Origin of the sequence: Mesorhizobium sp. WSM3860, from assembly GCF_002294995.1 — a bacterium.
Taxonomy (GTDB): domain Bacteria; phylum Pseudomonadota; class Alphaproteobacteria; order Rhizobiales; family Rhizobiaceae; genus Mesorhizobium.
On record NZ_NSGF01000020.1, the window covers coordinates 1 to 15,820 of the forward strand.

General features: G+C 65.5%; 14 protein-coding genes. 7 read left to right on the plus strand and 7 right to left on the minus strand.

Annotation, left to right across the window (positions count from 1 at the left end):
- Window positions 1–253 precede the first annotated feature (253 nt).
- A complete protein-coding gene (locus CK220_RS25200) occupies window positions 254–1,261 on the plus strand; it encodes a dihydroxyacetone kinase subunit DhaK (protein WP_095814112.1) in 1,008 nt (335 codons plus the stop codon).
- A gap of 5 nt (window positions 1,262–1,266) precedes the next feature.
- Complete coding sequence (gene dhaL, locus CK220_RS25205) at window positions 1,267–1,875, plus strand: dihydroxyacetone kinase subunit DhaL (RefSeq protein ID WP_095814113.1); 609 nt, start codon at window positions 1,267–1,269, stop codon at window positions 1,873–1,875.
- 68 nt (window positions 1,876–1,943) lie between these two features.
- Here the strand turns inward: dhaL and CK220_RS25210 are convergent, their stop codons facing one another.
- From CK220_RS25210 to CK220_RS25230, 5 genes are read right to left on the minus strand one after another with little or no spacing between them, the layout of a single operon-like run.
- Window positions 1,944–2,609: a TetR/AcrR family transcriptional regulator gene (locus CK220_RS25210; RefSeq protein ID WP_095814114.1), complete on the minus strand. Its 666-nt coding sequence runs from the start codon at window positions 2,607–2,609 to the stop codon at window positions 1,944–1,946.
- A gap of 51 nt (window positions 2,610–2,660) precedes the next feature.
- Entirely contained in the window at window positions 2,661–3,185 is a 525-nt protein-coding gene (locus tag CK220_RS25215; protein WP_095814115.1) for a hypothetical protein, read from the minus strand.
- Window positions 3,178–6,057, minus strand: coding sequence for a sarcosine oxidase subunit alpha family protein (locus tag CK220_RS25220; protein ID WP_095814116.1), 2,880 nt, complete (start codon window positions 6,055–6,057; stop codon window positions 3,178–3,180). The genes CK220_RS25215 and CK220_RS25220 overlap by 8 nt, the downstream gene beginning before the upstream one ends.
- Window positions 6,054–6,323: a sarcosine oxidase subunit delta gene (locus CK220_RS25225; protein ID WP_095814117.1), complete on the minus strand. Its 270-nt coding sequence runs from the start codon at window positions 6,321–6,323 to the stop codon at window positions 6,054–6,056. The genes CK220_RS25220 and CK220_RS25225 overlap by 4 nt, the downstream gene beginning before the upstream one ends.
- Before the next feature lie 13 nt (window positions 6,324–6,336).
- Window positions 6,337–7,590, minus strand: a complete 1,254-nt coding sequence (locus tag CK220_RS25230) for a sarcosine oxidase subunit beta family protein (protein WP_095814118.1) — start codon at window positions 7,588–7,590, stop codon at window positions 6,337–6,339.
- A gap of 356 nt (window positions 7,591–7,946) precedes the next feature.
- Between CK220_RS25230 and CK220_RS25235 the strand changes: the two genes are divergently transcribed.
- The 3 genes from CK220_RS25235 to CK220_RS25250 all read left to right on the plus strand — a co-directional run bounded on the left by CK220_RS25235 (window position 7,947) and on the right by CK220_RS25250 (window position 9,962).
- A complete protein-coding gene (locus CK220_RS25235; RefSeq protein WP_095814119.1) occupies window positions 7,947–8,387 on the plus strand; it encodes a hypothetical protein in 441 nt (146 codons plus the stop codon).
- Window positions 8,388–8,396: 9 nt separating this feature from the next.
- Window positions 8,397–8,981, plus strand: a complete 585-nt coding sequence (locus tag CK220_RS25240) for a hypothetical protein (RefSeq protein ID WP_245429394.1) — start codon at window positions 8,397–8,399, stop codon at window positions 8,979–8,981.
- Between the two features lie 216 nt (window positions 8,982–9,197).
- Window positions 9,198–9,962: a pseudouridine synthase gene (locus CK220_RS25250; RefSeq protein ID WP_095814121.1), complete on the plus strand. Its 765-nt coding sequence runs from the start codon at window positions 9,198–9,200 to the stop codon at window positions 9,960–9,962.
- Between the two features lie 116 nt (window positions 9,963–10,078).
- Here CK220_RS25250 and CK220_RS25255 read toward each other — a convergent pair whose 3' ends face one another.
- Window positions 10,079–10,660: a histidine phosphatase family protein gene (locus CK220_RS25255; RefSeq protein WP_095814122.1), complete on the minus strand. Its 582-nt coding sequence runs from the start codon at window positions 10,658–10,660 to the stop codon at window positions 10,079–10,081.
- Window positions 10,661–10,868: 208 nt separating this feature from the next.
- Entirely contained in the window at window positions 10,869–12,203 is a 1,335-nt protein-coding gene (locus CK220_RS25260) for a dicarboxylate/amino acid:cation symporter (protein ID WP_095814195.1), read from the minus strand.
- Between the two features lie 237 nt (window positions 12,204–12,440).
- Between CK220_RS25260 and CK220_RS25265 the strand changes: the two genes are divergently transcribed.
- Entirely contained in the window at window positions 12,441–14,306 is a 1,866-nt protein-coding gene (locus tag CK220_RS25265; RefSeq protein ID WP_245429395.1) for a sensor histidine kinase, read from the plus strand.
- Entirely contained in the window at window positions 14,303–15,652 is a 1,350-nt protein-coding gene (locus CK220_RS25270; protein ID WP_095814124.1) for a sigma-54 dependent transcriptional regulator, read from the plus strand. The genes CK220_RS25265 and CK220_RS25270 overlap by 4 nt, the downstream gene beginning before the upstream one ends.
- The last annotated feature ends 168 nt before the right edge of the window (window positions 15,653–15,820 follow it).

Genomic DNA, 15,820 nt, shown 5'->3' on the forward strand with positions numbered 1-15,820 from the left:
CCTTCGATCCGCAGGGGCGGTCGGCCGGCAATGTCGCCGCCATCGACCAGGTCGACGCCAAGTACAACGTCCGCTGACCCAACTTCTACGCTGCGCGATCACATCTGGACCGACAGCAGGAGAAGAACGCTCCCACGCCGCCGCAAAACGCTCTATCTCTTTGTTTTCACGCAATTCGGGACGGGAAAACCGTTACACACTTTTCCTGGAATTGCTCTAGTCTCACGGCCGAGAACGTTGCAGGGAGGTGTGAATGAGCCGGACGCAAAAGCTGATCAACGACGGCAATGCGGCGGTCGACGAAATGCTGGTCGGCATCATTGCCGCGCATCCCGAGCATCTTTGGCGTCCGGACAACGCGCCGCGTGCGGTCATCGCCAAGCATGGTCCGCGGGCCGGCAAGGTGGCGCTGGTGATCGGCGGCGGGTCAGGCCATGAGCCGACGTTCCTCGGCTACGTCGGCAAGGGCTTGGCGGATGCCGCCGCGATCGGCAACGTCTTCGCCTCGCCGCCGCCGCAGCCGGCGGTCGACGCGGCGATGGCCGCGAGCGGCGGTGCCGGCGTCCTATTCATGTACGGCAACTATGCCGGCGACGTGATGAATTTCGACATGGCGGCGGAGCTGCTGGAGATAGAAGGCGTCGAGGCACGCACGGTGCTGACCACCGACGACATCGCGTCGGCGCCGCGCGACCAGCGGCAAAAGCGCCGCGGCGTGGCCGGCAACGTGTTCATCTTCAAGGCCGCGGGCGCGGCTGCCGATATGATGATGCCGCTGGACGAGGTGGAGCGGATCGCCCGTCACGCCAACGACCGCACTTTCACCATGGGCGTGGCGCTCTCGTCCTGCTCCCTGCCGCAGACGCGGCGGCCAAGCTTCGATCTGCCAGCTGGCGAGATGGAGATCGGCATGGGCATCCATGGCGAGCCCGGCGTGCGGCGCGGGCCATTGCGTTCGGCCAACGATGTCGCCGACGAGATCATGGACGCGATCCTGGCGGAGATGAAGGCGCCGGCCGGAGGTCGTGTCGCTGTGCTGGTCAACTCTCTCGGCGCGACGCCGCTGATGGAACTTTACATCCTGAATGCCCGGATCGCGGAACGCCTGACGGCTGCCGGGCTGGTCGTCCACAAGACGCTGGTCGGCCCCTACTGCACATCGCTCGACATGGCCGGCGCCTCGATCACCGTCATGCATCTCGATGACGAGCTGCAGCGCATGATCGACCACCCCTGCGACTGCGCCATGTTTCGGAGCTGAGCGAGATGGAGTTTACGACCGGGGACTTGAAAGCGCTTTTCGACGCCTTCTCTGTGCGGATGGCGACGGAGCGCGACAGGCTTTGCGCGCTTGACGGGGTAATCGGCGACGCCGACCACGGCATCGCCATGGAACAAGGCATGAAGGCCGCGGCCGATGCAGCCCAGGCCGCCGAGGGCACGCTGCAGGATGTGTTCAATGCCGCCGCCAAAGGCTTTCTCAACGCAGTCGGCGCCTCCTCCGGACCACTCTATGCGACCGCCCTGCTGCGCGCCGGCAAGGCCGCGGGTCCGCGCGGATCGATGCCGAGCGGCGAGTTGCGGACCGTCATTGCGGCGATGCGCGACGGCATCGTCCAGCGCGGCAAAGCGGAACCCGGCCAGAAGACAATGCTCGATGCCTGGGCGCCGGCCGCGGACGCGGCAGCCAGTGGCCAGGACGCCGATACCATCGCCGCCGCTGCCCACAAGGGAGCAGAAGCGACACGCGATATGATCGCCACCGTCGGCCGCGCCGCGCGTCTCGGCGAGCGCTCGCTGGGTCATCCAGACCCCGGCTCGGTTTCGGCCGCAATGCTGGTCGAAGAAATCTGCAATGCGATGAAGACCGCCTGAGTCGCCGGAGCGGCCGCCGTTCAGTTCAGATGGCGTGGCGCTCAGCAGCGTCGATCAGCCGGCCTTGCTCAGCCGTGGGTTCGCGGCAGCATCTTTTCGGCAAAGGCCTCCACCTCTCCCTCGCGGGGTTCTTTGCCCGTGTGCGTTAGCAGGTAGGCCGGCGTCAGGAAAAGACGGTTGCTCACCGGCTCGACGATCTCGAGCGAGTAATAGCCGATCTGCGTGAAGTACAGCACGCGCGCCCGTACGAAGGCCTCCGTGTCTGCGTAACCGTGCCGCGAAAACATCGCCCGGATGGCATCGACCCGCGCATCGTCTTCCTCGTTCACGATACGATGGACCTTGGCGGACTGGCGCGACCAGGCACGCACGGCGAAATCCAGGCGCGGATTGAAAAGCTTCTCATCCAGCCAGCACTCGAAGACATTGAGCACGGCCTCAGTTATCGACGCGGCGGGCCGGCCGGCCTGCTCGACGATGAAGCGGGTGTTGTTGTTGCGCCAATAGTCGAGAAGCTGATCCAGCAGGTCCTGGCGGCTCTTGAAATACCAGTAGAAGCTTGAGCGGGAGACGTTCAGCTTTTGCCCGAGGCCCAGGACGCGAACGGCCTCCACGCCCTCGGAGATGAGCGTCTCCAGCGCTAGCTTCATCCAGTCTTCGCGCGTCACCTTGGTGTTGCCGATCAGACCGGACCGTCGTCGCACGACTGGATCAGCACTGGAATCGGAAAGCATAGCAGCCCGGCCAAGGTTAGACGCCGGCTAGATAGACGCGAAACCGCGTCACTACAATCCTGATGAGTGTTCGAGCCATTCCCACAGGTAAGGTGCCAAACCGCGATCGACGTGCAGACGAGCTCGGTCAGGGCCGCCAAACCGATAGAACAAGACAGTGACGCCGGCAAAGAGCACCGAGGCCGACCGGCTTGCCTGCCCCGGATCGCGCGCCGTGCCCTTGGCGACCAGACCGGCCAGACCCGGCCCCTCGATCTCGAACACATGCAGTCCGGCATCCATGACCGAGACCGCGAACCCGTCCTCGTGCCAGCCGGCCGCGACGGGCAATGGCCGTTGACTTACGGCGAGAATGCGATCGCGCGCGATGCGCAGCATGTATTTGTCGCCGCTGGCAACCGCACCGGCGCCGACCCCCTCGCCCGCGAGGCCCGAAGCCTGCGCCCAAGCCGTCAGGTCGCCGCTGATAAGAAGCTGGTTCAGCCCGCCCAACGTCCGCACGCTGATCCCGTCCTTGTTCAGGACCGCGGTGGTCCAGTCGGGCGCCGCCGGCCACTTTTCGGCGAGGTTACGCATGCAGGCGGCTCCCTTCCGGATCGAAGGCGCAGGGCGCGACGATAGTGGCCTGGCGCACGACGCCGAGGTGCTGGACGTCGATCGTTTGGCCATGCCGCGCGGCGCCCCGTTCGATGAGCGCCAAGGCGACCGGGCGCCCCAGAGTCGGGCTTTGATAGCTCGAGGTGACGAAGCCGATGCTTCGGAGGCGGCCGCCGCTTTTCTCGACACCATGCGCGCCGGTCGCCAACGGCGCCTCGCCTTCGCCGACAGCCAGGCCGACAAGCTGAGTGCGATCGGTTCGGCTCGCCGCTTCGGTGAAAAGCGATCGCCGGCCGACGAACTCACCTTTCCGCTTGGTCCGCGGTCCCGCGACGCCGAGGTCGTGCGGCATGACGTTGCCGTCGGTGTCTTTGCCGATGACGATGTAGCCCTTCTCGGCGCGCAGGATCATCAGCGATTCAAGCCCGAGCAGCACGGCGTCGAACGCGCGGCCCTGCTGCTGCATCTTTGCCCACAGCACCTCGGCCCGGTCGGCGCGGATGGAGATTTCGTAGCTTCGGTCGCCGGTAAAAGAGACCCGGGCAATGCGCACCTCGTCGCCGGCAAAGCGGCCGGCGGTAACCGCCATATGCGGCAGGCTAGCATCGTCCAGCGCGGCACCCAGATCGAGCGCCTCTACGAGCCCGCGCGCATTTGGACCCGAAACGGTCAAGGTGGCGTATTGGGCGGTGGCGTTGTGGATATAGACCGCATCGCGGCCGAAGCGGTCCTGCCGCCACTCTTCGAGGCGCGCGTGGACTGCCGCGACATGCGACGACGAGCAGGAGACGATGAAGCGGTGCTCGTCCAAACGTACCAGCACGCCGTCATCGAAGACGACGCCATTTTCCGACAGCATGAATCCGTAGCGGCAATGGCCGGGTTTCAGGGTCGACATCGTGCTGTAATAGATGAAGTCGACGAATTCGGCCGCGCGCGGACCGATCACCTCGATCTTGCCGAGCGTCGAGCCGTCGAAGAGCGCAACGGACTGCCGGGCGCGCCGCGCTTCCTGCTGGATCGTGCCTCCGGCTTCGCCGCTTCCGTAATAGGCCGGCCTCAGCCAGCCGCCGTATTCCTGGAATACGCCACCCGCGGCGCGATGGTTTGCCTCCAGCGGCAGGCGGCGGACCGGGACGTGCATGCTGCCCCGGCGCGCTCCCGCCAGGCTGGCGAACGGCACAGGCGTGAAGGGCGGCCGGTAGGTGGTGGTGCCGACCTCGGGAATGGGGCGGCCGGTGACATCGGCCAGCAGCGCCAGGCCGTTCAGGTTCGACGTCTTGCCCTGGTCGGTCGCCATGCCGAGCGTCGTATAGCGCTTCAGGTGCTCGACGGAGACGAAGTTCTCCCGCGCCGCCAGCTCGACGTCCTTGGCAGTGACGTCGCTCTGGTAGTCGATCCAGATGCGGCCCTTGGCTTTGGGCTGCGGCCACAGGCTGACGACGCCAAGCGTTCTTTCCACACCCGTGCTGCGAGGTGCCGACGACGATGAGCCGAACCCGTCGAGTGCCGCCAGGCCGCTGGCCAAGGTTTCGGAAAGCGACGCCGTGCCGGACACCGCGCCGGCTACGCCGATCCCCTCGATAGCTTCTCCGGGAATAAAAGCCGCCAGTTGATCGCTCCAGGCGAGCTTGCCTTTCGCCTGCGAGAACAGATGCACGGTGGGTGTCCAGCCGCCCGAGACGAGCACGCAATCGGCCGCAAGGGCCGTACCGTCGTCGAGCAGAACACCCTGAACGGCGTTGCGGCCGCGCGCCGCCGCAATGGTGCGTCCGTCGAGGACCCGAATGCCGGTCTTCGCCTGCGCGCCGCCCTCACGCCGGCAATCGACCACCGTCACCGAAGCGCCGGCCGCCGCCAGCGCCGAGGCCGGCTCGTAGGCGCTGTCATTGTTGGTTGCGACCACGACCTGCCAGCCGACAAGGACGCCATGCCTGCGCAGGTAGCTCAACGCCGCGTCAGCGGACAGTATGCCCGGAAGGTCGTTGTTGGCGAACGGAACCGGCCGTTCGATCGCGCCCGTCGCCAGCACGATGCGGCGCGGGCGCACGCGCCACAGCGTGTCGGGTCGGCCGTCGCGGTGAAGCTGGTTGAGCGCGACCAGATTGTGATCATAGAAGCCGAAGGCGGTCGTATCGCTGAGCACGAGATGCCCGCTGCTCTTCAGCCGGGCCACCGTCGCATCGACCCATGCCGCACCCTCCACGCCGTCGACTTCGCCAGCACGGTGGCGCAGCGAGCCGCCGGGATGCGTCCGGTCGTCGACCAGGACGACCGAGTGCCCGGCTGCCGCCGCGCCAGAAGCCGCGGCGAGGCCGGCCGGTCCTGCGCCGACCACCAGGATGTCGCAATGATGGTTGATCTGGTCCGAGACCTGACGCGGCTTCCAATTGCGGTCGACGATGCCGAGCCCGGCCATGGCGCGGATGCGCGGCTCGAACAGGTGCCAGTCCGGCCACATGAAGGTCTTGTAGTAGAATGCGGCGGGGAGGAAACGGGCAAGGCGGTCCAGCACCGCGTTGCGGTCGGCCAGCGCCGTCGGCGACGCGTTGACGCTCTTGACCGTGAGGCCGTCCCGCGCTGGCACGGTCGTTGCCCGCGCATTCGGCACGCGGCCGCCGGCGCTCTCGATATCGACCAGCGCGTTGGGCTCCTCCACGCCGGATCCCCAGATGCCACGCGGCCGATGATATTTGAAGCTGCGGCCGACGATCGCCCGGCCGCTTGCCAACAAGGCAGAGGCGATCGTGTCGCCGGCGAAGCCGTCGACGCGCGCGCCGTCGAAAGTGAAGCTCAGCGGACGGGCCCGATCGATATCGCTGCCGCCATTGGCAAGACGCGATGCGCTCATGCACCGTGCTCCGCTTCGCCGAGCACGGAGGAACCCGACACCTTGTGGTTGACGCTGTCGCGGCTCATCGCAAAGAACTCGCCGCAGGTCAGGTGCATCCAAATTTCGCGGGTCGAGCCCCTCGGGTTGTCGCGCATGTGGAGGTAGCCGGCCCAGCGCTCGGCCGTCACGTCGCCGCCGTCGGGCCGCAAATTGCCGGCCTCGCCGCCATAGTGAAATTCGCTTTCTTCGCGCGGCCCGCAGAACGGACAGGGAAAGAGCTGCATCTTTACTAAACCTTCAATGGGCAATGCCGGAGCCGGCCGCCTCGTCGATCAGCCGGCCGCGGGCGAAGCGGTCGAGATCGAAAGGCCGGCTGATGTCGTGGTGCCTGCCTGTGGCAAGCAAATGGGCAAGCAGCGTGCCGCCGGCGGGAATCGCCTTGAAGCCGCCCGTGCCCCAGCCGCAATTGAGGAAAAGGCCGGGCAACGGCGATTCGCCGATGATGGGAGAGGAATCGGGGACGACGTCTACGATGCCTGCCCATTGCCGCATCATCTTCAGCTGGCCGAAGATCGGGAACATTTCGAGCATGCCTGCGATCACGCCTTCCAGCACCGGCAAATTGCCGCGCTGGCCGTAGGACGGGATGCGGTCGAGCGCGCCGCCGATCACCAGTTCGCCCTTGTCCGATTGGCTGACATAGACGCCCGTATCCGGCGAGATCACCACCGTGTCGATAATCGGTTTGACCGGCTCGGATACACAGGCCTGCAGCGCGTAGGAATTGACGGGCAGCCGGAACCCCGCCTTGGCCGCCAGCACCGACGAGTGGCCGGCCACCGCCATCCCCGTACGCTCGGCCCGGATTGCGCCGCGCGACGTGACGACGCCGCGGCAGCGCCCGTTCTCGATGATAAAGTCGGTGATCTCGCAGTTCTGAATGATGTCGACGCCGAGACGGCTGGCGGCGCGCGCATAGCCCCAGGCGACAGCGTCATGACGGGCAGTGCCGCCGCTCGGCTGCCAGGTGCCGCCATAGACCGGGTAGCGGGCATCCGGGGCGAAATTGTAGATCGGCACCACGCGGCGCACGTCCTCGACCGAGAACAATTCGCAATCGATGCCGTTGACCTGAATGGCGTTGACGGACCGGGCAGCGGTTTCCATTCCCGCTTCGCTATGCGCGAGGGTGAGAATGCCGCGCGCGGAAAACATCACATTGTAGTTCAGATCCTTCGACAGCCTCTTGTAGAGACTATGCGCCAGTCCGTAGATCGCCGCGCTTTCGGGGTAGAAGTAATTTGAGCGGACCACGGTTGTGTTCCGGCCGGTGTTGCCGCCGCCGATCCAGCCTTTCTCGAGCAACGCCACATTGGTGACGCCGTGGTTCTTTGCGAGATAGTAAGCCGTAGCGAGGCCGTGGCCACCACCGCCGATGATGATGGCGTCGTAACGCGGCTTGGGCTCCGGCGAGCGCCAGGCCTGCTCCCAGCCCGTCTGGCCGGCGACGCCTTCCTTGAACAGTGAAAGCGCTGAATAGTGCCTTGTCATGCGCTCCGGCCCGCGTCACGTGCGCGATATCGCAATGGTGCCAAGAAACCCCGAGACGCCATATCGGCGGCGCAATACCAAACCGGCGCAATCAACTCGTCCCGTCCTCGAAAGTCCATGACCCATCCCGTCCTGCCGCGGTTCGACAAAAATCGTCGACCTTCGCGCGGCGCGAAGTTAGCTTGAATGGACACCTGTGTCCATTGGGTAATCGAGCCGCGCGTCGCACGAGCGGGGTACCGGCCATCCGGGCCAAGTGAAATGCATTTGCGCGTGTCAGGCGCATGGCGGATTTCATTTGCTTGGTGCTCCCCCTTCTATGGGGCAAACTCCCCGCCGGGCTGTCAGGAGGAGAAATGAGAGCACGCGCAGCGACGGTCGGAGATCTCGAGGATGTTTTCCGCGGCCTGTCCAAGCGAATGTCGGACGAGTACCTGGCGGCCGGCAAGGACAGCAAGGCCGCTTACGACAATCTGATGATGAACCTGAAGGAAGGCCGGGCGCATGCGCTGGTCGAGGGCGACAAGGCCGTCGCGATCATCGCCTGGCATGAGCATGGCGACGCGGCCGACACACTGTTTGCCGCGCAGGAGGACTTCTTCAGAGCGGCAACCGTTCGCTTCTGCAGGCGTCACATCCGCCACATCCAGGCGCTCGCCGGCAATCTGCCCGTGCACTCGCGCAGCTGGCTCGATGGACCGGACGTGGCAAAATGGTTTCGGCTCATCGGCTATGTCGAGCGGGGACAGGAGAATGGCGCCACCCTGTTCGAACTGCCGCCGGCATCCAATGGCTGAGACCGGTTATTGGCGCAGCGGCTTGCACCGCGCAGCAATTGGCGGGATGGTGTGGAAGGCAGCCGGGGGCGCTGGCAGGCCGGAGATGCATGGCTGCTGGAAATCGAAATGGTGCGCGCTTGTTTGGCCCTTGTCGCCCTTGTTGCCCTTGTGAGGCCAGCAGAAGCAGGCGAGCGACTGGCTCCTCTCTTCGACCGCTCCGGTCTGGCGTCCGCGTATTCGGGTGAGTCCGACCTGGTAACCGCCTATACGACCGGGATGGCCCGCTACCGTCTTCAGCTCATCGCGCGTACCGGCACCGCCAATCTCGCCGCCCCCCTCGAACCTTTGGCCCTGCGGCCGGAATTTCGCCAGCGGACATGGCGCTCGGCCGATGGCAGCCTGCTGCAGGGCTTCGCCGGGAAAGGCGGCTTCCGGCTGACTGTCGGCAACTGCCTTGCCCGCATCTGCGCGGCCAGCGAATGCAGCGAAGCCGGCTGGCCGGTCTATGCCTGCAGCGACGGCCGCAAGCGCAAGATGTCGGTGAAGAGCTTCGTGACGGCAACCTTCGACGGCGTCCCTTACCGGCGGCTGAGCGCTCCGCCGGAACCGTGATTTGACTGCGTTCGACAGCCAGCTGATGAGAAGCATGGCGCCGGCGGAAAGCGCCCAGCAGCAGCAAGGTCTCGGCCAAGGCGTCATCGAGACAGACGGTGCGGGGTGGCCTCTTCATTGCAGCAGCCGGCTGAATGCCCGCGAAGACAAGGCGAAAAGTCCAAGCACGGCGCGCCAGGTTGCGCCGGCGTCGCCCGGCATGGCATCTGTCGGCCGATGACCCGTAAGCCCCTACGACAGCTTCCCGAATTCCCGCGACGACCCATCGCTGGAAAAGTCAGCCTCAACCGAGCGCTGTCGAAGCTTGGATTCTGCTCGCGCAAGCAGGCGGAACTGATGATCGCCGAGGGACGCGTGCGCGTTGCCGGCAAGGTAGCACGCGACCCGTCGCTGCGCGTCGATCCGGATCGCGACCGCATCACGGTCGATGGCGCACAGGTCGCCGCAGAACGAAAAGTGTATCTGATGCTCAACAAGCCGCGCGGGCTGGTCACCACGCGCGACGACCCCGAAGGACGCGGCACCGTCTATGACTGCCTTGCCGATCTCGACCTGCCCTTCGTGTCGCCGGTCGGCCGCCTCGACAAGGCCAGCGAAGGTCTGCTGTTGATGACCAACGACACGAGTTGGGCGAACGCCCTGCTCGACCCCGTCTCGCATGTCGCTAAAACCTATCATGTGCAGATCGCCTCCGCCCCTGACGAGGCGATGCTCAAGCGGTTCCGCCAAGGCACTGTCGTCGACGGTGAATCGCTTACGGCAAGCTCAATCGCGCTCTTGCGCAGCGGCGGGCGCACGGCCTGGCTGGAGATCGTGCTCGACGAAGGCCGCAACCGCCAGATCCGCCGCATGCTCGGCGCCTTCGACATCGAGGTGCTCAGGCTGGTGCGGGTGGCGATTGGCGCACTGCAGCTCGGAGATCTGGCGAAGGGCAAGGCACGGCACCTTACGAGTGAAGAACTGGCGATGGTCAGAGTCTAGCCGAAACGTCTCAGCTTCGTCATCCTATGGCGAAGCAAGGAGCGAAGCGACGCGCGCAGACCATAGGATGACGAAGCTGAGACGCCTCGGCCAACCGCCGAGGTATCCAACCGAAGCTACTTCTGGTTCCACCTGCGAACAACCGGCTCCGTCAGGTCGTGCTCATAGCCGAGGACGCTGAGGCTTGCGGTATCGAGGACGAAATGTTCGCCGCCTTCCGGCGGCAGGCCGATCCAGCGCGCCGCAAGCACGCGCAGGAAATGCGAGCTCGAGAAGATGAGCACATTGCCGGCCGCCGTCCGGATTTCGGCCACGATCGCATCGGCCCTGGCGCCGACATCGGCTGCCGCCTCGCCGCCCGGGCAGCCATCGCGAAACAATTGCCAGCCGGGACGTCCGGCAAGGATTTCCTTGGTCGTCACGCCCTCATAGGCGCCGTAGTCCCATTCCTGCAGGTCGGCCTTGTTGAGCGCGCGCTCGCCGAAGCCGGCCAGCCGGCAGGTGTCGAAGGCGCGCTGCGACGGGCTCGACCAGACAGCCTGGAAGGTCTGGTCCTTGAGGCGGTCAGCAACGCCGCGCGCGGCCTCTTCGCCTTTGGCGGTCAACGGAATGTCGGTGCGGCCGGTATGCTTGCCCGAGGCGCTCCATTCCGTCTCGCCATGGCGGACAAGGTAGATCTCGGGAAACGCGCTGCTCATTCGCCGGCCCTCACGCTTGGATGCGCCGGCAAGAATGTCGGCCCGCGCCACCCTATGCGGCGTCCGGCCAAAAGAACAGGCCGCGGCGGAGCCACGGCCTGTTCCGGCTTGGGAGGATGCCTCTTTTTGTCTGGGCGATCCGGACGGAAAGCTACGCGAAGTCGCTGAGCCAACCGTTGGACAGTTTTCCTGGAATTGCTTCGGTCGCTCAGGCTGGCTGCAGGCCACCTGAGAGCGCGAGGTCTGCCTCCTCCGGCAACTGGCCGGCCATGGCGGCGGCGAACTGCTGCTGGTCGAGCTCGCCTTCCCAGCGCGCCACGACGATGGTCGCGACGGCATTGCCGACGAAGTTGGTGAGCGCACGGCATTCCGACATGAAGCGGTCGACGCCGAGGATCAGCGCCATGCCGGCAACCGGCACCGACGGCACGACCGAAAGCGTGGCGGCCAAAGTGATGAAGCCAGCGCCGGTAATGCCGGCAGCCCCCTTGGAGCTCAGCATGGCAACGAGCAAAAGCAGGATCTGATCGCCGAAGGTGAGGGGCGTGTCGGTCGCCTGGGCGATGAACAGCGCTGCCAGCGTCATGTAGATGTTGGTGCCGTCGAGGTTGAAGGAATAGCCGGTCGGGATGACGAGACCGACCACCGAGCGGTTGCAGCCGGCGCGCTCCATCTTGGCCATCAGGCCGGGAAGTGCTGCCTCCGACGATGAGGTGCCGAGCACCAGGAGCAGTTCTTCCTTGATGTAGCGGATCAGCGCCAGGATGGAGAAGCCGTTGTACCATGCCACCGCGCCCAGCACGACCAGCACGAAGAGCAGCGACGTCAGGTAGAAGGTGCCGATCAGGAAGGCGAGATTGGCGATCGTGCCGATGCCGTATTTGCCGACGGTGAAGGCCATGGCGCCGAAGGCGCCGATAGGCGCCGCCTTCATCAGGATGGCGACCAGGCGGAAGATCGGCGCCGTCAGCGCCTGCAGGAAGTCGACCACCGGGCGAGCGCGCTCGCCGACCAAAGCGAGGGCGACGCCGAACAGCACCGAGAAGAACAGCACTTGCAGGATATCGCCTTGGGCGAAGGCGCCGGTGATGGTGTCGGGGATGATGTTCATCAGGAAGCCGACGATCGTCGTATCATGCGCCTTCTCGGTGAAGGTCGAGACCTTCGAGGCGTCGAGCGTCGCCGGATTGATGTGCATGCCGGCGCCGGGCTGGACGACATTCGACACGATCAGGCCAACGACGAGCGCCAGCGTCGAGAAGACGAGGAAATAGATCATCGCCTTGCCGGCGACCCGGCCGACCTTGTGCAGGTCGGAGACGCCGGCGATGCCGGTCGCGACGGTGAGGAAGATCACTGGCGCGATCACCATCTTGACCAGCTTGATGAAGGCATCGCCGAGCGGCTTCAGCGAGGCGCCGATGTCGGGATAGAAATGGCCGAGCAGGATGCCGGCGGCGATCGCCGCCAGGACCTGCACGTAAAGATGCCGGTAAAAGGGAACTTTGCCGCGCGGTTCCGCGGCAGCGATTGCCGTCTGCATGATGATGTCCTCCGTTCGGCCCCGATCGAGAAGCTCGACCTCCCAGGGCAGTTGACCTCCACAGCCTCGCGGCTGCTGCAGATGCATTTGCAACGGCCATGCCAGATTCGGCTTTGAGACACGAAGCATTGATTTTGTTTGTTTTTCTGACCGGACGCTCCTTGCCTTTCGAGAGAACAGTGCGACGATCCGCATAGATCGAATTGTGCTTTGTGCGAAATCATGCACAAATGGGCCATGCTGCAACGCCCCACCGCTACCCTCGTTTCGACGCCCGAACTGCTCGCCGGGCGGGCGCGGCGCGCCTGGCTGCTGTTTGCAGCGGGGGCGCTTCTCATCGTTCTGGCAGCCCTCTATGGCGCCGGCCTCTACGGGCGCTCGACCGAGATCGAGGCGCTGTCGGCGCAAGGACGCACCGATGCCAATCTGAAGGTCGCACTGCTGCGTGCGGTGCTCGAAAATCCGCGCGCGCTGCCGCTGCTTCTGTCCGAAGACCAGCAGGTACATGACGCGCTCGCTGAGCGCAGCCCCGCCTCGATCGACGTGCTGAACCGCAAGCTCGAAGGGCTGGTTTCAGGCACCAAGGCCTCGGTGCTTTACGTCACCGGCCCGGACGGGCTGGCCATCGCTTCCAGCAACTGGCGCGAGCCGGTGAGCTTCGTCGGCAACGACTACGGTTTTCGCGCCTACTTCTCTGGCGCGATGCAGTCCGGCACGGCCGAGTATTTCGCGCTCGGCAATGTCAGCAAGCGCCCGGGCCTCTACATTTCGCGCCGCGTCGGGAGTGCGGCGGCACCGCTCGGCGTCGTCGTCGTCAAGATGGAGTTCGACCAGCTCGAAGCCGACTGGCACGAGGCGAACCGGCCGGCCTATGTCAGCGACGAGCATGGCGTGGTGCTGATCACCAGCGTGCCCTCCTGGCGCTTCATGACGAGGGCGCCGCTGGCCGCTTCGGTCACGGCTGACATCCGCGCCAGTCAGCAGTTCGGCGAGGCGCCGCTGGTGCCCTTGCCCATCACGAGGCCGCAGCCACTCAACGCCGATGTCGACCTGGTTCACGCCATCACGCCCGGCGGCAGCGACGCGGAATATCTGCGGCTGTCCACCGCCGTGCCGTCGACACCATGGCGCCTCGATTATCTCGTCCCGGCGGAAGCGCCGATCGCGGCGGCGCAGCGCGAAATGCGTTTGCTGGCCCTCGGTGTCCTTGTCCCGCTGCTCGCATTGGCCGCCTATCTGTTGTGGCGCCGGCAGTCCGCGCAGATGCGGATCGCCGCCGAGCAGGCGGCGCGCGCCGAACTCGAACGGCGCGTCGTCGAGCGCACGCAGGATCTCAGCCTCGCGCGCGACCGGCTGCAGGCCGAGATCACCGACCACCGCAGCACCGAAGCCAAGCTGCAGGTCATGCAGCAAGAGCTGGTGCAGGCCAACCGCCTCGCGACCCTCGGGCAGGTTGCCGCGGGCGTCGCGCATGAGATCAACCAGCCGGTGGCGACCATCCGAGCCTATGCCGACAACGCGCGCGTTTTCCTGGAACGCAAGCAGACGGCGCCGGCGGAGGAAAATCTCGGCGCCATCGCCGCACTGACCGAGCGCATCGGCGCCATCACCGAGGAGCTGAAAGCTTTCGCCCGCAAGGGCCGCACCGCGGCCGAGCCGGTCGAGTTGCACAGCGTCATCGAAGGCGCCGTGGTTCTGCTCAGGAGCCGCTTTGCCGGGCGACTGGACGCGCTGGCGATCAGGCTGCCGCCGCCGACGCTGAAAGTAATGGGCAACCGTCTGCGGCTGGAGCAGGTGCTGATCAACCTGTTCCAGAACGCGCTGGAAGCGCTCGAAGGTCGTGACGGCGCTCGGGTCGAAGTGTCCGCTGCGGAAACCGCCGACGGCGTCGCGCTGATCGTGTCCGACAATGGACCGGGCATACCGCCGGCGATCCTGAAATCGCTGTTCACGCCTTTCAACACCTCGAAGGAAAAGGGCTTGGGGCTCGGGCTCGTCATCTCGAAGGACATCGTCGCCGACTATGGCGGGCGGATCGAGGTGACGAGCAGCGGGAGCGGCACCCGCTTCACCATCCATCTCTCGAAGGCTGACCGGACATGACAGACGGCAATCCGGTCATCCTGATCGATGACGACAGCGAACTGCTCAAGGCGACAAAACAAACGCTGGAACTTGCCGGTTTCGCCGTGTCCGCCTTTTCCTCAGCAAGCGAGGCACTTGCCGGCCTCGATGCCGGCTTTGCCGGCGTTTTGGTGTCAGACATCCGCATGCCCGAAATGGACGGCCTGCAGCTTTTCGACCTGGTGGTCGATCTTGACCCGGATATCCCCGTCATCCTCGTCACCGGACATGGCGATATCGCCATGGCGGTCAAGGCGATCAAGGACGGCGCCTATGACTTCATCACTAAGCCCTTCGCGGCCGACCGGCTGGCGCAAAGTGTATGGCGCGCCGCGGAAAAGCGCCGCTTAGTGATGGAGAACCGCGCCTTGCGCGAAGCGGCCGAGCAGGCGCAGGAAGGCCTGCCGCTGATCGGCCAGACACCGGCGATGGAGCGGCTGCGCCGCACGCTGAGACAGATCGCCGACACCGATGTCGATGTGCTGGTGACCGGCGAGACAGGCTCGGGCAAGGAGGTGGTGGCGAGCCTGCTGCATCGCTGGAGCCGCCGCGCCAAGGGCAACTTCGTGGCGCTCAATTGCGGCACGCTGCCGGAGACGGTGATCGAAAGCGAGTTGTTCGGCCATGAGCCCGGCGCCTTCACCGGCGCGCAGAAGAAGCGCGTCGGCCGCATCGAGCATTCGAGCGGCGGCACGCTGTTCCTCGACGAGATCGAAAGCATGCCGCCCTCCACTCAGGTGCAGATGCTGCGCGTGCTCGAAATGCGCGAGGTGACGCCACTCGGCACCAACGAAATCCGGCCGGTCGACCTGCGCGTCGTTGCCGCCGCCAAGGTCGATCTCGGCGATCCCGGCCAGCGCGGCAATTTCCGCGAGGACCTCTATTATCGGCTCAACGTGGTGACGCTTTCGATCCCGCCGCTGCGCGAGCGCCGGGAGGATGTGCCGCTGCTGTTCGGTTACTTCGCCGAGCGTGCCGCCGCCCGCTTCCACCGCCGGGTGCCCGCAGCACCGGCCGCCGTCCAGCGCCATTTGCGGGAACACGACTGGCCCGGCAATGTCCGCGAGCTCGCCCATTTTGCCGAGCGCTTCGTGCTCGGACTGGAAGAGATCGGCAGCAGCGCTGCCGCCCAGCCGACAGATTCGGACGTCTCCATGCCTTTGCCGGAACGGCTCGAGCGCTACGAGGCCGAGATCATCCGCGAGACACTTGGCCGCAATGGCGGCGATGTCCGGCGCACGATCGAGGCGCTCGGCATTCCACGCAAGACCTTCTACGACAAGCTGCAGCGGCATGGGATCGTGCGGAGCGATTTTTCCAGATAGATCAAGCTTGTGGAACCCGATCGAAGCCCCCGGCGTTGAGGCTATCCAGGAAACCGTGGCACGTTGGCACCAACCGGGCGGCGAACGCATGATGGCGGTGGCGTTGCCGGTTGCACTTGGCAAGCGTTGATGGTTTGTTGCCGCTCAGCGGAGAACGAATGATGCGCG